This is a genomic window from Mesorhizobium sp. M1423, assembly GCF_040317575.1.
GTDB lineage: Bacteria > Pseudomonadota > Alphaproteobacteria > Rhizobiales > Rhizobiaceae > Mesorhizobium.
Window position 1 is genome coordinate 26022 of sequence record NZ_JAMYKU010000019.1, and the last position, 19444, is coordinate 45465.

18 protein-coding genes and 2 pseudogenes are annotated in these 19444 nt (G+C 61.8%); 11 read left to right on the plus strand and 9 right to left on the minus strand.

Features of this window, described 5'->3' with window-relative positions:
- Positions 1-503: 503 nt before the first annotated feature.
- From NKG95_RS22450 to panB, 8 genes are all read right to left on the minus strand, one after another.
- On the minus strand, positions 504-764 hold the full coding sequence (locus tag NKG95_RS22450; protein ID WP_352496595.1) for a helix-turn-helix domain-containing protein: 261 nt from the start codon (positions 762-764) through the stop codon (positions 504-506).
- Positions 765-1179: 415 nt separating this feature from the next.
- Positions 1180-3000: a glutamine--fructose-6-phosphate transaminase (isomerizing) gene (gene glmS, locus NKG95_RS22455; RefSeq protein ID WP_353042579.1), complete on the minus strand. Its 1821-nt coding sequence runs from the start codon at positions 2998-3000 to the stop codon at positions 1180-1182.
- 815 nt (positions 3001-3815) lie between these two features.
- A complete protein-coding gene (locus NKG95_RS22460; RefSeq protein ID WP_353042580.1) occupies positions 3816-4127 on the minus strand; it encodes a DUF2285 domain-containing protein in 312 nt (103 codons plus the stop codon).
- A gap of 158 nt (positions 4128-4285) precedes the next feature.
- Complete coding sequence (locus tag NKG95_RS22465; RefSeq protein WP_353042582.1) at positions 4286-4660, minus strand: transcriptional regulator domain-containing protein; 375 nt, start codon at positions 4658-4660, stop codon at positions 4286-4288.
- Between the two features lie 3 nt (positions 4661-4663).
- Positions 4664-5305 (minus strand): acyl-homoserine-lactone synthase, encoded by a 642-nt coding sequence (locus tag NKG95_RS22470; protein WP_353042584.1) that lies wholly within the window; start codon positions 5303-5305, stop codon positions 4664-4666.
- 93 nt (positions 5306-5398) lie between these two features.
- Positions 5399-6124, minus strand: a complete 726-nt coding sequence (locus NKG95_RS22475) for a LuxR family transcriptional regulator (RefSeq protein WP_352518022.1) — start codon at positions 6122-6124, stop codon at positions 5399-5401.
- Between the two features lie 94 nt (positions 6125-6218).
- Positions 6219-7079 (minus strand): pantoate--beta-alanine ligase, encoded by an 861-nt coding sequence (gene panC / locus NKG95_RS22480; RefSeq protein WP_353042586.1) that lies wholly within the window; start codon positions 7077-7079, stop codon positions 6219-6221.
- On the minus strand, positions 7076-7936 hold the full coding sequence (gene panB / locus NKG95_RS22485; RefSeq protein ID WP_352458526.1) for a 3-methyl-2-oxobutanoate hydroxymethyltransferase: 861 nt from the start codon (positions 7934-7936) through the stop codon (positions 7076-7078). The genes panC and panB overlap by 4 nt, the downstream gene beginning before the upstream one ends.
- A gap of 173 nt (positions 7937-8109) precedes the next feature.
- Here panB and NKG95_RS22490 point away from each other — a divergent pair, with 173 nt between their 5' ends.
- From NKG95_RS22490 to NKG95_RS34340, 11 genes and pseudogenes are all read left to right on the plus strand, one after another.
- Positions 8110-9078, plus strand: a complete 969-nt coding sequence (locus NKG95_RS22490; protein WP_353042649.1) for an NUDIX hydrolase — start codon at positions 8110-8112, stop codon at positions 9076-9078.
- 66 nt (positions 9079-9144) lie between these two features.
- Entirely contained in the window at positions 9145-10119 is a 975-nt protein-coding gene (gene nadA / locus NKG95_RS22495; protein ID WP_352610560.1) for a quinolinate synthase NadA, read from the plus strand.
- Entirely contained in the window at positions 10116-11657 is a 1542-nt protein-coding gene (locus tag NKG95_RS22500) for an L-aspartate oxidase (protein WP_352610563.1), read from the plus strand. Before nadA ends, NKG95_RS22500 begins: the two co-directional genes overlap by 4 nt.
- Entirely contained in the window at positions 11657-12511 is an 855-nt protein-coding gene (nadC, locus tag NKG95_RS22505; RefSeq protein ID WP_352503117.1) for a carboxylating nicotinate-nucleotide diphosphorylase, read from the plus strand. Before NKG95_RS22500 ends, nadC begins: the two co-directional genes overlap by 1 nt.
- 95 nt (positions 12512-12606) lie before the next feature.
- Positions 12607-13605 carry a biotin synthase BioB gene (gene bioB / locus NKG95_RS22510; RefSeq protein WP_352972412.1) on the plus strand — a complete coding sequence of 333 codons (999 nt, stop codon included), beginning with the start codon at positions 12607-12609 and terminating at the stop codon, positions 13603-13605.
- Positions 13602-14741 carry an 8-amino-7-oxononanoate synthase gene (locus NKG95_RS22515; protein ID WP_352503071.1) on the plus strand — a complete coding sequence of 380 codons (1140 nt, stop codon included), beginning with the start codon at positions 13602-13604 and terminating at the stop codon, positions 14739-14741. The genes bioB and NKG95_RS22515 overlap by 4 nt, the downstream gene beginning before the upstream one ends.
- A gap of 11 nt (positions 14742-14752) precedes the next feature.
- Complete coding sequence (gene bioD / locus NKG95_RS22520; RefSeq protein ID WP_023679599.1) at positions 14753-15388, plus strand: dethiobiotin synthase; 636 nt, start codon at positions 14753-14755, stop codon at positions 15386-15388.
- Positions 15388-16653, plus strand: a complete 1266-nt coding sequence (locus NKG95_RS22525; protein ID WP_352503072.1) for an adenosylmethionine--8-amino-7-oxononanoate transaminase — start codon at positions 15388-15390, stop codon at positions 16651-16653. Before bioD ends, NKG95_RS22525 begins: the two co-directional genes overlap by 1 nt.
- Entirely contained in the window at positions 16650-17633 is a 984-nt protein-coding gene (gene bioZ / locus NKG95_RS22530; RefSeq protein WP_353042589.1) for a 3-oxopimeloyl-[acyl-carrier-protein] synthase BioZ, read from the plus strand. Before NKG95_RS22525 ends, bioZ begins: the two co-directional genes overlap by 4 nt.
- 51 nt (positions 17634-17684) lie before the next feature.
- Positions 17685-18016 (plus strand): annotated as a pseudogene (locus NKG95_RS22535) (aspartate 1-decarboxylase); the annotation flags it as partial.
- Between the two features lie 71 nt (positions 18017-18087).
- A pseudogene (locus tag NKG95_RS34340) lies at positions 18088-18251 on the plus strand (NrtR DNA-binding winged helix domain-containing protein); the annotation flags it as partial.
- Positions 18252-18594: 343 nt separating this feature from the next.
- Here NKG95_RS34340 and NKG95_RS22540 read toward each other — a convergent pair.
- Positions 18595-19065, minus strand: coding sequence for a S46 family peptidase (locus tag NKG95_RS22540; RefSeq protein ID WP_353042591.1), 471 nt, complete (start codon positions 19063-19065; stop codon positions 18595-18597).
- Between the last annotated feature and the right edge of the window lie 379 nt (positions 19066-19444).

Consider the following 19444-nt stretch of genomic DNA (forward strand, 5'->3'; position numbering starts at 1 on the left):
GGCGGGGGGCTTGGGGTTAGACTGCCGGCGCCCGCCACTCATGAAGAGCGGCCCCTTTTTTCCGGTTCCGACACCCATAGTCAACCCGGCAGCGTCTGGATGCCCGCTGTGCTCTTTTCAGAGCGGCTCGCGATGCCGGCCATGTCGGCCGATCCTGCCTAGGATGGGGGGCCACTCTCGTCGGCCGAGTTGATGCTCCAGCCAGTATCGCCTTGCCGACCAGCATGGGTTCGCCGTTAGCAATCCATCCTCGCGAGCCAATGCTATCGTGCACGTGTCGCAGCACTCCGGGCGGCTATATCGCCTAAGACAGCATGACGAAGCGTTCCAACTTCCTGTTCGGCGAGCCCGTGTGCAGTTCCTGACTCGGACAGTGGACGAGAATTCTCTTGGCGGTACTGCGCCAGAAGGCATTCGCGTACAACGGAATCAAGCGACGACTATCAGCCGCAAACGTCACATCACAAGAGCGGTCTTCCACCCATTGCAGATTATCCGACTGATCAGGCGGCGTCCGATATGTCCGACTCTGCCTCAAGAATTCCCACAGGTATGGACAGCGATCTCGCTATCCGATTCCGATAGCCCTTATTGTACTTTAGACCCCGCTCGATGTTTTGGATTTCCTGAGCGGCAAGCCCGCACGCGACCGCGAGGTCCTCGATTGAATACCCAAGGTGCTCACGATAAGCGCGGATGATGTGGGTCCCCTGCGACATAGCCGTCAAGACTGGCTCGGGAATGCGCGAATCCTTCATAAACATCTCCAAGAAGATGGGAGCGCCTGACAAATCGGGAGATTTCCTCCCCGACCCTGGCGCACACCCAGCAAATCAAAAAAATGGACGTCCATTCGGCCGGACCGGCCTCATCCATGGAATGGGCCACTTGAAATTGGCAGCCGGGTCGGAATATGGCGGCTCACCTGCTTTTGATCAAGTTCTAAGAACCTGCCCGCCATGAGATGGCCTGATCGGCTGTAGCGCATTCGACCTGCGATCCTACACGACTCATTCTCCCCGATGGCTTTCTTGAACAGCAACTCGAACTCTCACTGACGCCTCCAGTGGCTATTCGCGGCACCGTCCACCCAGCCTCGCGGACGCTGATACCTTCGACCAATTTCCACCGCCGATGCAGCGAAGATGGGCAAGCATCGCCACCTATAAAGGTTCACAATCACTCGACCGTGACCGATTTTGCGAGATTGCGCGGCTGGTCTACGTCTGTGCCCATGAAGAGCGCCGTGTGGTAGGCAAGAAGCTGTATCGGCAGCGAGAAGATCATCGGCGCGATAATCTCGTCGACAGCCGGCAACACGAGCGTGTGCATGGTGTTGAGTTTCGATGCGGCTGCCCCTTTTTCATCGGTGATGAGGATAATCCGCCCTCCACGGGCAGCCACTTCCTGCATGTTGGAGACGGTCTTGTCGAAAAAGCGATCATGGGGCGCGATGACGATCACTGGCATGTTGTCGTCGATCAATGCGATCGGACCGTGCTTCAATTCACCCGCCGCATAGCCCTCGGCATGGATGTAGGAAATCTCCTTGAGCTTCAGCGCACCTTCCATCGCTAGCGGGAAACTGGTGCCACGGCCGAGATACAGGACGTCACGACACTTTGACAGTTCGCGCGACAGGAACTCGATCTCCGGCTGGATGCTGTTGAGTACCTGGCCCATGACGCGCGGCACTTCGGCGAGGCTCCTGACGAGCGCCTGCAGCTCGTCTTCGCTTACGGTCCCGCGGGCTCTGGCGGCACCGATGGCGAGTGCGGCTAGAACCGCAAGCTGGCAGGTAAACGCCTTGGTGGAGGCGACGCCAATCTCCGGTCCGGCAAGGATCGGGAAGACCGCATCGGCCTCCCGAGCGATGGTCGATTCGCAGGCATTGACGATAGCGCCAATTTTCAACCCACGCTCCTTGCAGTACCTCAACGATGCGAGCGTATCGGCGGTTTCGCCGGACTGCGAAATGAAAAGAGCCGCCGACTGCGGCGACAACGGGATCTCGCGGTAACGGAATTCGGACGCAACGTCGATTTCAACCGTCAGGCGCGCATAGCGCTCGAACCAGTATTTTCCGATCAGTCCGGCGAGATAGGCGGTCCCGCAGGCCGAGATCGCCAAGCTCGGGATCCTGGCGAAATCGATGCCAGAAACCATGTCGGCTTTCTCTATGACGTTGCTATAGTGACGGAGAGCATGGGCGATGACTTCGGGCTGCTCGTAGATTTCCTTCTCCATGAAATGGCGATGGTTGCCCTTGTTGGCCAGATCGGCCGCGGCCGTGGAGGTATGGCGCGGACGCTCGACGGGATGGCCGTCGAAATCGAAGATATGGGCGCCCGAATTGCCGACAACGGCCCAGTCGCCCTCGATGAGATAGGTAATTTCATTGGTGAAGGGAGCGAGCGCGATCGCGTCGGAGCCCAGGAACATCTCGCCGTCGCCGTGACCGATCGCCAGCGGTGGTCCGTTGCCCGCCGCCATGATGGTCGACGGATCATCTTCGAAGAGGACGGCAAGCGCATAGGCGCCCCTGACGCGTTTCAGCATGGCACGCATCGCCTCTTGCCGCCTCATGCCCTCCCGGCGGTGTCTTGCCAAGAGATGCGCGACGACCTCGGTGTCGGTATCGGTCTGGAACTCGGCGCCAGCCGCCGCCAATTCGTCCTTCAGCTCGGTGAAATTCTCGATGATGCCGTTATGGACGACGGCGACACCGTCGGCAAAGTGCGGGTGCGCATTGCGTTCCGTCGAGGCCCCATGGGTTGCCCAACGCGTGTGGCCGATGCCGATGTTGCCGCTCAGCGGCTCTTCCTTCAGTCTCCTCTCGAGATTGACGAGCTTGCCCTCGGCGCGCCGGCGGTGCAAGACACCTTCGGTGATCGTCGCAACGCCGGCGGAATCATAGCCGCGATATTCCAAACGCTTCAATGCGTCGACCAACCGATCCGACACCGTCTGTTGCCCAACGATGCCAACAATCCCGCACATGTTCGTCTTCCCATTCTTGCCGGCAGCTTCAGCCTACGCGAGACGGATACCCATCCGGCCGCTTTCATTGGGGGATCTTCTAGTAGTATTGGGTAATATTGGTATAATTGATTGTAGGGATAGCTATCATCCACCCCATGGATAAGCCGCGTTTGGGGCCCTGATCTAACTTCCTCGTTGCGCCTGACGTCCTCATGACCGAACGCAAGCCCACACCCCGCGGCACGAAGGAACAATCGGCCATGCGCGATCATCCCGGCCACGCACCTGACACGAAGCGCCGCCGCTCGTGGTCACGCGGTGATCGGCATGATCACACAGCACTGTAGTTAGGCAGCATCAGCGACGCATGGTCGGCATCATCATCATCGGCAACGTCGGCGCCGTCGGCATGATTCACGTGTTCGTCACGTTGATCATAATCATCGTCGCCGCCGATCTAGTTTCTGATTGCCTGCCGCTTTGACGCGGCTTTCGCCGGTAGAGCTTAGCCCGCGATGGCCTATCAATACGCTGTTAGTCGGCATAGCCGAAACCGAGAGTCAGGCGGCGCAGGCCACAGAGCACGTTCAGCGACCGTTTCAGTCAGCGCCGGCTTTGTCGGGGTTCGTAACGGTCATCAGGATTCTCGGGGCATGAATGCACTATCACGAAAACGTTGGTTCTCAGTGCTTCGTCCGTATTACTCAAACCCGATTCCCGCAGCGGAAGAAGTAGGCGCGTGTCACGTCTTGTACAAGGCACAATAGCAGTGAGAAATGGAGATTGATGCCTGCGCGTTTTCGAATAAGACAATCACCAAGCTGTCACCCGAATTACATCAGGAACTGTCTATGGCCGCCGCCCATCAGGTAGCGGCCACGTTGGATGGCGCGACGCACCTGATCGCGAAGATGGCTACCTGGATGAGACCAATCTTCTTCGACACGGCGTCTCCCGAACAGGGCAATGGCGATCTCCTGATGAGATGCTCCCGCAAGCGAGCCATCCAAAGCCTGGAGCACGATACGCAGACGCGCTCCGCGGGGTTCCGGCGGAAAGCAAGCAGCTGCCAGGCGGCCGCAACCATTGATGTCGTTCAGGAACTGAAGGGCAGCGACATGGAACTTCAGGTGCTGCGGCTGCACGATCGCGTCGACATATAGCCGCAACGGGCGGAGAACGGATGCACCGGAAAGGGCGATCTGCAGACTCCGGCAGTTCCTCCCTCAGCAGCACGTGCTGCACGCCGGCAGGTGTCAGCAGGATGTCCTTGCAGCATGAGAGCGAAGGGAGATCAAGCGGTTCAAAATCGTGGTCGAGCCCAACCGGCTCCGCGGCCGCTCGTAGAATACGGGCGCAGTCGCGCGGATCCCAAAATACCCTTGCCGACGTAGCGTCCGACTGTGGCGCGTCCGCGAAAAAGGAGGCTCCATTGTCTTAGGAAAGATGATCCTGTCGTCAACTCGATTATCTTCATGTCGGCCTGGGCTCCGACAATGTAGGCGGACGGTGCCATTTTGGCGTGGTCGCGCTGAAATTGTGGATTGCGCCGAAGAAACTCCCAGGCCCAGGCAGTGCGTGGCAATCGTCTGGCGTAGTGGTAAGCTTCGTAACGACGCCAGTCCGGCCAGCATACAAGACCGACCGTCGCTTCCTTGGGCAGACCAGCATCCTTCACGGCTCAGGTGTCCACAATGCCGACGGGCCTAACCGGTTGCCACAGTACCGGTCCGCTCAGACGTCCCCTGCTGCGGATGCGCAAAAGGCTCGCGCGGGAAATCTCGAGAAACCCGGCCACCGCCTCCGTTTTGCCGACGGACTTGGGTTGTCCGATGCGCGACAATGGCCACGTCGCGAGGCGAAGGATCCGTTCCATGCGCGTGTCCGTCACCGTTACTATCCGGGTCAGATCCTTGGGCAAGCCGAACTCGATCATGCCCGCGAAGAGCTCGTAGGTTGCCTGGGCCAGTCCGCCCGCTGCCTTGGGCGCCGACGGAGGAAGATCGAGCGCGAAACGACTGCTCTCCCATATGTCGGAGGTCGAGGGCACGACGTCAGCACCCAGCAGCACCGGGAACGTGTCGCGCAACATTGTGGGTCCGGTGCTGGGCAAAAGACGCACGCAACCGCGAATTCGCCAGTCGGATCCCTTGAGGAGCAGATAGACAGGCTTCAGACCATCAAACGGGTCTGTTTCCATCTGGTCTTCGGTATCAACTTCCCAATCGAGCCTTTCCTTGAACACCCTAAACCTGAGCCCGTGCATCTCTTTGAGCTCGCTTGCGAACTCGTCGTAAAGGTCTGGTGTTATCAGCTGCATCATGGTCGCCTCCGTGCGGGATGTGTTCCCGCCATCGAAGGGCAAAGCCGGCAGCGATGCAGCCTGTAGAGGTTTACAGCTATCGTGGCCGACGAATCAGGATCTCGCCTGGCCGGAGGCAGCCAGTCGTGCAACGGCCTGGTTGATCGTTCGAACGCCAAGCTTTGCCTTGGCGTTTTCCAGATGAAAGGTCACGGTGCGCTTTGAGACGCCGAGAAGCTGGCTGATAACCCAAGCCGACTTGCCGCGCGCCGCCCACTTCAGGCACTCGAACTCCCGCGGGGTGAGCGTTACACCATCCACCACGCGATCGTCGGCGAGCCTGCGCCGGACATGGATATGAAAGTTGATGGCCACCAGCTGCAATGCTTTTTCGTAACGTGTCAGTGACCGCAACAGAGGCGGGCGGGACTCGTCGGAAGCAAAGGTCAGGGCAGCAAACCGGCCGCAATGATCATGCATGGATATCGTCAGGCCGCCGCGGATGCCAAACTCAGCCGCACTCTCCAGAATTTGTTGCTGCGAATTCGGCAGACAGTGCCGAGCGCGATCCACACCCCAATCAAAGGTATCCCAGCCTTGCAGCCCGCGCAGGATGACCGGATCAAGACTGTGGTACCGCTGTTGCAGATAACGTGATGTCCAGGATGAAGGATAGTTTGAGATCAATTGCGGGGCGTCGCCGGGGGCCGACGGGTAAGTGAAATAGGCGAATAGCGGAAAATCGAAGCCGGCTGCAGCGGATGCCATTGCCTCACGGAGATCGGCAGCATCAACACTTGCAGACAGTTGCTCGACGAAGTTCTCAAACACGCGATGCATTTGCGCTTTGCGTAACCTCCGTGATCGCTCGATGCCAGGCAGAGACCTTGTTTTAAACGATCCCGGACGGATACAGCGCGTGCCGAGAACCCCGTTAATCTGTTGAAACCCGTGATATTCTGACGTTGTCTATGAGCCGTGTGCCGCCGAGCCAGGCCGCGACAAGCAAGCGTGCAGGTCGGTCAAGGCTTGTCATGGGTCGCAGATCTGCCTCGTCGCGAAGTTCCAGGTATTCGACCTCGCGATAGCCCGCAGCCAGAATTGCTGCGCGCGCTTCGGCAAGCGTTGGCAGGACGGGCGAGCCGCGGGCAAGCCGCTCAGCCGTCTCGAGCAAGACCGATGGTAGCTCGGGGGCAACAGCACGCTCTGCTGGCGAGAGCCGGACATTGCGCGATGATAGTGCAAGACCGTCGGCTTCGCGGACTGTCGGACAAGGAACAATGGTGATTGGAATATCCAGGTCCCGGGCCATACGCCTGACTAGCTGAAGCTGCTGAAAGTCCTTTTCGCCAAAGAAGCCGAAGTCAGCGCTGGTCTGCAGGAAGAGCTTGGCGACGACGGTCGCCACGCCATCGAAATGTCCCGGCCGGAAGGCACCGCACAGGCCCTCGCTGACACCGGACACCGAAACGGTCGTGGCGAAGGCCGCCGGATACATTTCCTCTGCATCCGGCGCATAAAGCAGGTGCGCGCCAAGCGGTGCCAGCTTGGCGGCATCCTCGTCCTCGGTGCTCGGATACGCGGCGAGATCGGCCTGGCTGTTGAATTGCTTCGGGTTGACGAAGAGCGTCACGATCACCCGGTCGGCCTTCTCGAGTGCCGCGCGCACCAGGCTGAGATGGCCCTCATGCAGGACGCCCATCGTTGGCACCACGGCAATCCCCACGCCCTCGCCGCGCCATGCGGCGACGATTTGGCGAAGCTGGGCAACGCTCCTGACAATCGGCACGCTCACGCTGCTTCTCCGCTCTTGGTGGCGTCCCCGTCGGCGGGCTTGGGCGCATCGGCAAACACGTGCTCGGCGGCCGGAAACTGGCGCTCCTTCACTTCCCGCGCATAGGCCGCGATCGCAGCCGCAGCGGCCTCCCCCAGTTCAGCATAGCGCTTGACGAATTTGGGCCGGAAGTCGCCGAAGAGGCCCAGCATGTCGTCGACGACGAGAATCTGGCCGTCACAGGCTGCCGAGGCACCGATGCCAATGGTCGGGGTCGCCACCTCCCCGGTGATCCGGCGGGCGAGCGCCTCGGGAACCTTCTCCAGCACGACCGCAAAGGCGCCCGCTTCGCTTACCGCAAGCGCGTCGCGCCTGATGCGCTCGGCATCCCCGCCTCTGCCCTGCACGCGGTAGCCACCGATGGTGTTGATCGCCTGCGGCGTCAAGCCGACATGGGCCATGACCGGCACGCCGCGCGCGGCGAGGAAGCCGATCGTCTCTGCCATCGTTTCGCCGCCTTCGAGCTTGACGGCCGCGCAGCCGGTCTCGGCCATGACGCGCGCGGCATTGCGGAAAGCCTGCTCGGGGCTTTCCTCGAAGGAACCGAACGGCAGGTCGACGACCATCAGCGCCTGCTCGAGGCCACGGCGCACGGCCTGGCCGTGCGTGATCATCATCTCCAGCGTCACACCGAGCGTCGAGGGCAGGCCGTGGAGAACCATGCCGACGCTGTCGCCGACCAGCACCACATCGCAATGGGGATCGACAAGCCGGGCGACTGGCGTCGTGTAGGCGGTAAGGCAGACGAGCGGCGTCCCACCTTTGCGCGAACGAATATCCGGCGGTGTGATCGCCTTGGTGTCACCAAACGCACTCAATGGACCCTCCTTCCCCAACGTTACCAACCGCGGGTGTCGCGTTTGCCACATTTTTGTGCAAGTGCGAAGAGCTAAAAATGGCCGTGCAGCTGTGCGGTGTTGACGTGCGGACAGGCGCGCTTACACTTAAATCGATTCAGGCGCCCCCGAGCTGGCCAACCACTTTCGCGAACATGGACGATCAGGCAAAAGGACCCAGGAAAGACAGAGCCGCCGTCAAGGCCGACGAAGTCAAAGTGGACCTGATCGCCTTTGTCGTCGCCGTAAACGACAGTGAACCCTGTGTCCTCACCATCGGCCAGGCGGACACCCTTCCCTCCGGACCATTTGCGCTTGAGCACCGATCGCTGCAATCCGGTTTGAGGGGGTGGGTCGAGCAGCAGACCGGCCATCCCCTGGGGTATATTGAGCAACTCTACACCTTCGCGGATCGGGATCGCATCGGCGCCGAGCGCCAGCAGCGCGTCATCTCCATCAGCTATCTCGCATTGACCCGCAAGGAACAGGCAGCTGGCTCGCCCAAGTGCGGCTGGCAGAGCTGGTATGAATATTTTCCATGGGAGGACCACCGCTCCGGCACGCCTCCGGTCGTGCTGGACGTTCTGCGACCGCGCCTGATTGAATGGGCAGACGGCGTCAGCGACGCGGCCACGCGACGTGAACGCTGGCAGCGGGCGACGATAGCCTTCGGCTTCGACGACCGCCTTTGGAACGAGGAACTCACGCTTCAACGCTATGAGTTAGTCTACGAAGCAGGCCTGGTCCAAGAGGCCGGAAGCGGACGGGACGCGACGCTGCCTCCGCTGGTGCCCAGCAAGTCTATGGTCGCCGATCATCGCCGCATCGTGGCGACCGGCGTTGCGCGGCTGCGCTCCAAGATCAAATACCGGCCGGTCGTCTTTGAGCTGATGCCGCCGGTCTTCACGCTTTTGCAGCTGCAGCGAACCGTGGAGGCGCTTGCCGGCAGGCTCGTGCGTAAGCCGAACTTTCGCCGGCTGATCGAGCAGCAGGAGCTGGTCGAAGAGACCGGAGAGGCAACCGCGGAGACCGGCGGCCGGCCAGCGAAGCTTTACCGGTTCCGCCACGCCGTTCTCGACGAGAGGGTCATCGCCGGGACAAAATTGCCGCTGGCGCGGGGTTGACATCGCTTATACTCACAGCAAGTATATGCTGGTTATTTTCAACTAGAGTATAAGCTGGAGGGGTCGATGAGCGCCGTGCTGCCTGCGACCGCGTTTCTCTACGAGCGCGTCCGACGAGTGATCCCGCCGATCGAATGGCCGGCTTTCGTCGAGGATATCGAGGCGATCCTTGCACTGAAGCGCGAGCGCAACGCCATCATCCTGGCGCACAACTATCAGACCCCCGAGATCTTCCATTGCGTGGCCGACATCGTCGGCGACAGCTTGGCACTGGCCCGCACGGCTGCGACGATCGAGGCGCAAGTCATCGTGCTGGCCGGCGTACATTTCATGGCCGAAACGGCCAAGCTGCTCAATCCGCAAAAGACGGTGCTCATTCCCGACCTGCGGGCAGGCTGTTCGTTGGCGGAATCGATCACGGCAGAAGACGTGCGCTTGATGCGCCAGCGTTATCCCGGCGTGCCGATCATCACTTATGTCAACACGTCGGCCGAAGTGAAAGCCGAGTCGGATATCTGCTGTACATCCGGCAACGCCAAGGCGGTCGTCCAATCCCTTGGCGTTCCCCAGGTGATCATGTTGCCGGACGAATATCTGGCCCAGAATATCGCCGCCCAGACCGATGTGCAGATCATCGCCTGGAAAGGGCATTGCGAGGTGCATGAGCGCTTTACACCGGCCGACATCCGCGAGTTGCGCGAAAGCCATCCCGGCGTGATCGTGCTCGCGCATCCCGAATGCCCGCCCGACGTCGTGGCTGAAGCAGATTTTTCCGGCTCGACCGCTGCCATGTCCGACTATGTCGAAAGGCAAAGGCCGGCACGTGTCGTGCTGATGACGGAATGTTCGATGAGCGACAACGTCGCGTTAGCGCACCCAGAGGTCGAGTTCATCCGGCCCTGCAATTTGTGCCCGCACATGAAGCGGATCACGCTTGCCAACATCCGCATGGCGCTCGAGCAGAACCACCATATCGTAACCATCGAACCCGGGATCGCCGGGCGCGCGCGGCTTGCGGTCGAACGGATGCTGGCAATTTGAGCGCCGATGTCCGCAGCATCTTCGGGCGGCCGATCATCATCGGCGGCGGCATCGCCGGACTGATGACCGCGCTTCAACTGGCGCCGGAGCCGGTGCTGCTTCTGTCCAGGACGCTGCTGGGAGCTGACAATTCGAGCACGTGGGCACAGGGTGGTCTGGCTGCAAGTTTCGGCGAAGACGACGATCCGGAACTGCACCTGGCCGATACGCTTGCCGCCGGGGATGGTCTCTGCGACACAGACGTGGCGAGCCGCATCCTCCAAGCCGCGCCCAAGGCGATAGAGGGGCTTGCGGGCTTTGGGGTTCCCTTCGACCGTACGTCGAAAGGATCACTGTGCCTCGGATTGGAGGCCGCACACAGCCGACGTCGCATCGTTCATGCGCATGGTGACGGCACCGGGCGTGAGATCATGCGTGCCCTGATCGCGGCTGTGCGTTCCACTCCGTCGATTGTTGTCGTGGAGGGCGTGGAAGCGCGCCGACTGGCGGTGCGAGAGAATGCGATCCGAGGCGTCTGGGCGAGCGGTTCGATAGGACCTGTCTTCTTCGGCTCACGGCGGGTCGTCCTCGCCACCGGTGGGATCGGGGGACTGTTTCTCGACACCACCAATCCTTCGGGCAGTTGCGGACAGGGCCTGGCGCTTGCGGCCCGCGCTGGAGCTGTCCTTGCCGACCTCGAGTTCATCCAGTTCCACCCGACCGCGCTTGACGGCCCGGAACGCCCTATGGCGCTGGTCAGCGAGGCCGTCCGCGGCGAAGGTGCTGCCCTGATCGACGAAACCGGCCAGGCTTTTCTCCAGAGCGTGTCAGGGGCGGAACTTGCGCCTCGTGATGTCTTGGCGCGCGCCGTCTGGAACCATCTTGCCAACGGCCACCGTGTTTTTCTCGACGCGCGGCAACGGCCTGGCCCGGAATTTGCTCGACACTTCCCGACAATTGCATCAGCCTGTCGTGGAGCCGGCATCAATCCCGCGCGCGATCTCATCCCCATTCGTCCGGCCCAACACTACCACATGGGTGGCGTTGCCGTGGACGGCTCCGGTAGGACGTCCGTCAAGGGGCTGTGGGCCTGCGGCGAAGTCGCTTCGACAGGACTGCATGGCGCCAACAGGCTCGCCAGCAATTCCTTGACCGAGGCCGTCGTGTGCGCGCGCTGGGTCGCTGAAAGTGTCGCCGGAACGCCTGCTCGCAGAACAAGGCCTGCGGTTGCGGACGTTCACCCATCGCCCGCTCCGATACCCGTGCGTGTTTTCCTGTCGCGCGCACTCGGCATCGTCCGGGATGGTGAAGGTCTGAAAGCAGCCGCATATGCCTTGTTGCCGCTCGCCGAAAGCAAGGACGCGGCCTCGGATCCGGCGGCTGTCGGGCTAATGATCGCGGTTGCCGCCCTGTTGCGCGAAGAAAGCCGCGGCGCTCATTACCGGACAGACTTTCCTCATCATGCGACTGTCGCCCGACGGTCCGAAATCACCCTCGAAGCCGCCTTGGCCGCTGCGCGGGAACTCGGACACTCGCCAAGCCTCGAAGGGGCAAAATGATGACGCTCTCACCGCTTCCCACGGTCATGCTTGAGCCGCTTGTAAGGGCAGCTCTTCTTGAAGACCTTGGCAGAGCCGGCGACTTGACCACGGAGGCCATCATCCCGAAGGCACACCAAGCGGGAACCGTGCTGGCGGCGCGCCAGTCCGGAGTTGTCGCCGGCCTCGATCTGGCGATGCTCGCTTTCCGCTTGATTGATCCTGATGTCGAAATTTCGGTGGAGCGGGCAGACGGCTGCAATGTCATGGATGGAGAGGTCATTGCATCAGTGGTTGGCCCTGCCCGGGGCATTCTCACAGCCGAACGGACGGCACTCAATTTTTTGTGCCATCTGAGCGGCATCGCTACAGCAACGGCATCGATCGTCGCTGCGGTTCGTGGATATGGCGCGAAGATCGTCTGCACGCGCAAGACGACGCCCGGATTGAGGGCAGTCGAAAAGTATGCGGTGCGCGCGGGTGGCGGATCCAATCACCGTTTCGGCCTCGACGACGCAATTCTGATCAAGGACAACCACATCGCCATCGCAGGCGGCGTTCGCCCGGCGCTCGAGCGAGCACGAAGACGGGCCGGTCATCTCGTCAAGATCGAAGTCGAGGTCGATACGCTGGCTCAGTTGGAGGAGGTACTTGGCTTCGCTCCCGATGCGATTCTGCTCGACAACATGTCCCTCGCCGATCTTCGCCGGGCCGTCGCAATCGTTGGCGGCCGTGCTATCACCGAGGCTTCTGGCGGGATCGCATCCGATACAGCGCGAGCGATTGCCGCGACCGGCGTCGATCTGATTTCGGTCGGCCGACTGACCCACAGCGCGCCGATCCTGGATATCGGCCTCGACTATTGGGGCTCATGATTGTCTGAGGAACGAACAGGATCGAATCAACTGTCCTTTCCGATCGTCATCAATCAGACAGCAAAGCAAGGCAGAACCGGAGGAACAGCATGGACATGCAAACAGCCAGTCCAACGCAGACATCGCCACAGGCTCAATCCCCTGACTCTGGAGCGTGGACCCTGGAGAAGGCTCGGGCACTTCACGATGCCCCCTTCAACAATCTCCTCTTCCTCGCGCAAACCGTGCACCGCCAGAATTTCGATCCCAACAAGGTCCAGCTCAGCCGGCTTCTCAGCATCAAGACAGGCGGATGTCCGGAGGATTGTGGCTATTGCAGCCAGTCGGCGCAGCACGAAACCGGTCTGAAGGCGTCGAAGCTGATGGAGGTCCGGCGCGTCATCGCCGAGGCGAAGAAAGCGCGTGACGCCGGCGCCACCCGCTATTGCATGGGTGCGGCCTGGCGAAACCCCAAGGCGCGCGACATGGATGCGGTAGTGGCCATGGTCGAAGGCGTCAAGGCGCTCGGTATGGAGACCTGCATGACGCTCGGCATGCTCGATCTTGCGCAAGCCTCTCGTCTGAAGCAGGCGGGCCTCGACTACTACAACCACAACATCGATACGTCGGAACGCTACTATAGCGAGATCATCAGCACGCGCAGCTTTGCCGACCGGCTCGAGACGCTCGAGCACGTTCGCCAATCCGGCATCAAGGTCTGCTGCGGCGGCATTGTCGGCATGGGCGAGGAGCCGGTGGACCGGATCGGCATGCTCGTGACGCTGGCCAACCTGCCGGAACATCCGCAAAGCGTTCCGATCAACATGCTGATCCCGATCGCCGGCACCCCGCTTGCCGACGCCAAGCCCATCGAGCCGATCGAATTCGTGCGCGTGATCGCGCTGGCGCGCATCATGATGCCGAAATCGCATATCCGTCTTTCCGCCGGCCGCACCGCCATGACCGACGAGATGCAGGCGCTGTGCTTTTTTGCCGGCGCCAACTCGATCTTCGTCGGCGACACGCTGCTGACGGCGGACAATCCCGGTGAGGACAAGGATACCCTGCTGTTCCGGCGCCTTGGCATCGAGCCGATGGAACTCGAGGCGCAATGAACGGGGCACCGCTTGCCCGCTATGAGGCGACCTTGCAGGGACTGGCGCGCAAGGACCGGCTGCGGACGCTGAAGCCGCGCGCCGGGCGCGACTTCTCGTCGAACGACTATCTCGGGCTTGCCGCCTCCAAAAGGCTTGGCGAAGCGGTTGCGGCGGCGATTGCGCGTGGCACGCCGGTTGGCGCCACCGGGTCGCGGCTGTTGCGCGGCAATGCGCCGGAACACGAGCAGCTCGAGGCAGACGCGGCGGCATTCTTTGGAGCCGACCGCGCGCTGTTCTTCGGCAGCGGCTACATCGCCAACTTCGCTCTGCTGACGGCGCTGCCGCAGAAGGGCGACCTTTTGATCCTCGATGAGCTCGCCCATGCCAGCATGCATGAGGGTGCGCAGGCCGGGCGCGCACAGTTGGTGCTGGCCGCGCACCACGACGTCGATGCTGTCGAGGATGCGATCACACGTTGGCGCGCCGAAGGCGGCATGGGATGCGTCTGGATCGCGGTGGAAAGCCTTTACAGCATGGATGGCGATTGCGCGCCTTTGGAGAGCCTGGTCGCGCTTGCCGATCGGCACGACGCATTCATCGTCATTGACGAGGCGCATGCCACCGGCGTCTGGGGACCGGACGGCCGGGGGCTGGCCGCCGCTTTCGAGGGCCGCGACAACATCGTCGCGCTCCACACCTGCGGCAAGGCGCTCGGCGCATCTGGTGGGCTCGTGACCGGGCCGAGGACACTGTGCCAGTATCTGATCAACCGTTGCCGCCCATTCATCTACGCCACAGCGCCATCGCCGCTGATGGCGGTCGCGGCGCGCGAAGCGCTCGCAATGCTCGCCGACGAGCCTATGCGGCGTGTTCAGCTACATGAACGCGTTGCCCTCGCAGGCCGCCAATTGGTGGATCGCTGCGGCGTCACGCCCAGCGGCTCGCAAATCCAGCCATTTGTCATCGGCGATGTCAGGCGCACCATGGCAGTGTCGGCGCGCCTGCAGGCCCGCGGCTTCGACATACGCGGCATTCGTCCGCCGACCGTGCCCGAGGGCACGTCACGGCTGCGCATCTCACTGACGCTCAATATCGGCGAAGCCGACATTTCCGCCATGGTCGAGGCGCTCGTCGAGGTGTTGGCCCAGACATGACCGGAGGCGACATGACCAAGCGCATCGTCATCACCGGAACAGACACCGGAATTGGCAAGACGGTGTTTTCGGCCGGGCTTGCCGGCCTGCTTGACGGTTTCTACTGGAAGCCGGTGCAATCGGGCCTCGACGGCGAGACCGACAGCGAGGCGGTTGCGCGACTTGCCGGGCTGCCGTCGGGGCGCGTGCTGCCGGAAGCCTACCGCTTGAAGAGCCCGCTTTCGCCGCATCGTTCGGCCGAAATCGACGACGTTTCGATCGAGGCTGCCGATCTTTCGTTTCCGGTCCTGCCGACACCGCTCGTCATCGAAGGCGCCGGCGGGCTGATGGTGCCGCTGAACCGCCGGACAAGGTTCATCGACATATTCGAGCAATGGCAGTTGCCGGTCATTCTGTGCGCCCGCACCGCGCTCGGAACAATCAATCACACCCTGCTGTCGATCGAGGCCCTGCGGGCGCGCGCTATCCCGCTGGCTGGCATCGCCTTCATCGGCGATGAGATGACCGATACGCAACGGACGATCGTGGAATTCGGCGACGTGCCGCAACTCGGCAGGCTGCCGCACCTCGATCCGCTGACGGACAAAACGCTGAGACAAGCGATGATTGCCGGCTTCGACCTCGCTTTGATTGCCGGAGGCGAGTGATGTCGCATTCCCGTGTGTGGCATCCCTTCACCCAGCACGCGCTCGAGCCTTCGACCCCTAAAATCCTGCTGACTGAAGGGGCCTATCTCCACAAGGCCGACGGAGCGCGCATTCTGGACGCCATTTCCTCCTGGTGGGTCGTCACCCATGGCCACCGCCATCCCCGCATCATGAAGGCCATCGAGACGACCGCGTCGAGCCTCGATCAGATCATCTTTGCGGGCTTCACCCACGAGCCGGCCGAACGGCTGGCCAGGGCGCTTGTCGACCTCGCACCCGCCGGCCTCGACCGGGTGTTCTATTCCGACAGCGGCTCGACCGCCGTCGAAGTCGCGCTGAAGATGGCGCTCGGCTATTTCCGCAACATCGGCGCGCCGCGCTCGCGCATCGTCGTCATGGAGCACAGCTATCATGGCGACACGATCGGCACGATGAGCGTCGGTGCCCGCGGTGTGTTCAACGCCGCCTACGAACCCTTGCTGTTCGAGGTCGACACCATTCCCTTCCCTGCCGCCGGGCGCGAACAGGAAACGCTAGATCGTTTCGAGGCCCTCAGCCGCGACCAGCGCGCCGCTGCGCTGATCGTCGAGCCGCTGGTGCTTGGCGCCGGCGGCATGCTGATGTATCCGGCATCGGTTCTGTCCGAATTGAAGAGGATCACTGAGGCCTCGGGCACGCTGCTGATCGCCGACGAGGTGATGACCGGGTGGGGGCGTACCGGAACCATGTTCGCCTGCGAGCAGGCGAACATCTCTCCGGACATGCTGTGCACCTCGAAGGGCCTGACCGGTGGCGCAATCCCGCTGGCCGCCACACTCGCCACCGATGCCATCTTCCAGGCTCACTATTCCGAGGACCGGAAGAAGACGTTTTTCCACTCGAGTTCCTACACGGCCAATCCGATTGCCTGCGCGGCAGCACTCGCCAATGTCGAGATCTGGCGTGACGAGCCGGTGGCCGAGCGGATCGCCACCCTGAGCGCGAGGCAGGCCGCCGGGTTTCGACGCTTTCGCGACAATGCCAACTTCACCGACAGCCGCGCGATCGGCACGATCCTGGCTCTCGACCTGCGCGCCGGCTCTGCCGGCTATCTGGCCGAGATCGGACCTAAGCTGCGGGCCTTTTTCCTCGAGCTCGGCCTGCTTGTGCGCCCGCTCGGCAATGTCCTTTATCTCATGCCTCCCTATTGCGTCACCGGCGACGAGCTCGATCGGCTCCATGACGCGATCGAGGAGGCCGGCGAACGCTTCGGTTCGAGCCCATGAGCAGGTTGTCGCGCCTTCTCGGGTTTGGCCATCATGCGCCTGGCCGAAAGGTGGCGAATGCCGAAATCGAGAACAATCTCGGCCTCGAACCGGGGTGGATCGAGCGGCGTACTGGAATTCGGTCGCGCTTCTGGGCAACGGATGAAGACACGCTGTCTGGTCTTGCTGCCCAAGCCGGCGCCATGGCGCTGGCCAGCGCCGGCATTGCGCGCCACGACATCGGTCTGCTGCTGCTTGCCACCTCGACGCCCGATCACCTCCTGCCGCCCAGCGCGCCCCTGGTCGCACATCGGCTGGGGCTCGGCCGCGCCGGCGCTGTCGATCTGACCGGCGCCTGCGCCGGCTTCATCTATGCGCTGATGTTTGCGGACGGATTTACCCGCCTGCACGGCAAAGCGAGCCTTGTTATCGCCGCCAATATCCTCAGCCGCCGCATCAATCCCTCTGAGCGCGCCAGCGCCGTGCTGTTTGCCGATGCCGCCGGCGCCCTCGTGATCGGTCCCTGCGAGGATACTGATCGGGGGATTCTCGGTGCCTCCGTGGATTCGGACGGCTCGCGATACGGGCTGATCCAGATTCCCGCAGGAGGAAGCAACAAGCCGTTCCACGGTGACCTCGACCTCGAGCAAACCCGAATGACGATCACCGACGGCCGTGAAGTGTTTAGCAACGCCGTAGACATGATGACTGCCTGCTCGCTGGACGCACTCGCCGCAGCCCGCATGCGGCCGCAAGACATCGATCGGTTCGTGCCGCATCAGGCCAATGCCCGCATTTTCGATGCGGTGGGGCGAAACCTCGGCATTGCGGATGAGACGATCGTGAAAACGATCGCCGAATATGGCAACTCTTCCGCCGCGACGATCCCGCTCTCACTGTCGCTCGCCAATCAAGCGGAGCCGTTTCGGCCGGGCGAGAAAATACTCCTGGCGGCGGCAGGTGCGGGACTCAGCGGCGGGGCGCTCGTCGTCGGGATTTAGCCCAGCGAAGCTGCTCACTGGCTCTGTGAGATGAATAGGACAACGGGACCAATGCGAAAAATAGTCGCCGGCAAGCTGCACGGCATCCACGTCACCGAAGCAAACCTCAACTACCACGGTTCGATAACGCTCGACCCTGACCACTGCGAAGAAGCCGGGATCCTTGCCAATGGATTCGTGGAGACATGGAGCAAGACTTCCGGCGCGCGAATCTCGACCTATGTCATCCTCGGCGAGCGCGGCTCTCGATGCTGCATCCTCAACGGCGCGGCCGCCCGGACCTGCCAGCCAGACGACCAGATCATTGTCTGCAACTCCATCCATCTGGACGAAGCGCACATTCCTCTCTGAAGCCGCGGATCGTTACGTTCGTCATCAACAATGTCGTCGGCTTCTCGCCGATGGAAATGCGCTGACGCGGACCGCGTTGACCATTACATCGGCAGGGGCGCTTCAGCAGAACTTTCGCCGGTTGATGGAGCAGCAGGAACTGGTGGAGGAGACCGGCGAAAGTGCTCTGATACCGGCGGTCGGCCGGCGAAGCCTTATCGCTTCCGCCACCATGTCCTCGACGAAACGGCGGTCGCCCGGACAAAATTGCCGCTGGCACGGGCTTGACTTCTTTTATACTCAACGTAGAAATATACCCTTATAATCAATTCGATTATAACGAGAAATTCATTCGCACCGTCCGAACCCACGGTCTCGCTCGGGGGGAACTGTGGGTAAGAAACAACGCATCGTCCTGCTGGCAGCTGTTTTGGCGTCTGCCTTTGGCTTTTTTTGCTGATCCTGATCCTGCAGATGGTCAGTTTTTTGGTTGACTAGGCACGCGCAAGCGGGATGGATCGCGCAGAGACACGCGGAAGTTTTTTCGCCAGCGAAACCCAGTCGCGCCAGCAGGGTGGGCGCCACGTCCAGTGCCACCGACCATGCGAGATGCCGATTGTTGGCGCGTCTGTCAGTTCGCGCGGCCATATTCATTCTGGTGCCGATCTGTTGCCTTTTCTGCTTTTCCCATGCGTTTTAGGCCGAGCCATTTGTGAAGCGGGCGGTCGATGGATCTGCGCCTGGCGATTGCCTGCCGTTGCCTGCTTGATCTGGGCGGCATAATCCGAGAGCGAACGCTGCAACCGCGGTTCGAATTGCGCGAAGTTGAACCGACTTCATCCGCCGTCAGGAACTGGTGGGTTGCGCCGGGAAAGCCGGCGACCATCACAAAGTCGCCTTCCTTGACGCCTTCACAGGCTATGGGTAGCCAACTCTTCGGCCGGTAAGGCACATTGTCGCGCGCATATGGCCGGGAGGAACCATCAGGAGCGACATAGGCGCGATAAAAGCCGAAGTCGCCTGTGTGGCGCGGCCACATCCAATTGTCCGTTTCGCCGCCGAAGTTACCGATGCCGAGCGCGGGCGCATAGACAAGGCGCACGTCCTCGATTTCGTTCGTCCGCCGACGTAGCCTTGACCGTTCAGAGCAAGGCGATGGCAGTTGCTTTGGCCAAACATTTCAAATTCGAGTTCATGCTGACTGTCCCTCTCATCTTGCCTCCTGTTCTCCGCAGATTGGATTGGTGACCATCGGGTGGCCGGAGTCCTGGCGCCCGCGCGGCGGCCACACCGTAAATACCGAGTGGACCGTTAACGCAGGAATCCTGATGGCGCTCACCTCTCATTATATCGGTCGCGCGCAACGTTTGCGGATCATCCGCTGCACCGATCGTGCCAAATGAATAAGCCTTCAATTACAAATGGTGAGCCTCCCCATCCATGTCCTATCTCCGACGTCTTTCACGTAAAAGGCTCGGTGC

Bases quoted from the DNA above. Each gene is read 5' to 3' on its own strand.
- NKG95_RS22450 (WP_352496595.1), bottom strand. From the start codon at position 764: ATGTTTATGAAGGATTCGCGCATTCCCGAGCCAGTCTTGACGGCTATG.
- glmS (WP_353042579.1), bottom strand. From the start codon at position 3,000: ATGTGCGGGATTGTTGGCATCGTTGGGCAACAGACGGTGTCGGATCGG.
- NKG95_RS22470 (WP_353042584.1), bottom strand. From the start codon at position 5,305: ATGATGCAGCTGATAACACCAGACCTTTACGACGAGTTCGCAAGCGAG.
- NKG95_RS22475 (WP_352518022.1), bottom strand. From the start codon at position 6,124: ATGCATCGCGTGTTTGAGAACTTCGTCGAGCAACTGTCTGCAAGTGTT.
- NKG95_RS22490 (WP_353042649.1), top strand. From the start codon at position 8,110: ATGGACGATCAGGCAAAAGGACCCAGGAAAGACAGAGCCGCCGTCAAG.
- nadA (WP_352610560.1), top strand. From the start codon at position 9,145: ATGAGCGCCGTGCTGCCTGCGACCGCGTTTCTCTACGAGCGCGTCCGA.
- nadC (WP_352503117.1), top strand. From the start codon at position 11,657: ATGACGCTCTCACCGCTTCCCACGGTCATGCTTGAGCCGCTTGTAAGG.
- bioB (WP_352972412.1), top strand. From the start codon at position 12,607: ATGCAAACAGCCAGTCCAACGCAGACATCGCCACAGGCTCAATCCCCT.
- NKG95_RS22515 (WP_352503071.1), top strand. From the start codon at position 13,602: ATGAACGGGGCACCGCTTGCCCGCTATGAGGCGACCTTGCAGGGACTG.
- bioD (WP_023679599.1), top strand. From the start codon at position 14,753: ATGACCAAGCGCATCGTCATCACCGGAACAGACACCGGAATTGGCAAG.
- NKG95_RS22525 (WP_352503072.1), top strand. From the start codon at position 15,388: ATGTCGCATTCCCGTGTGTGGCATCCCTTCACCCAGCACGCGCTCGAG.
- bioZ (WP_353042589.1), top strand. From the start codon at position 16,650: ATGAGCAGGTTGTCGCGCCTTCTCGGGTTTGGCCATCATGCGCCTGGC.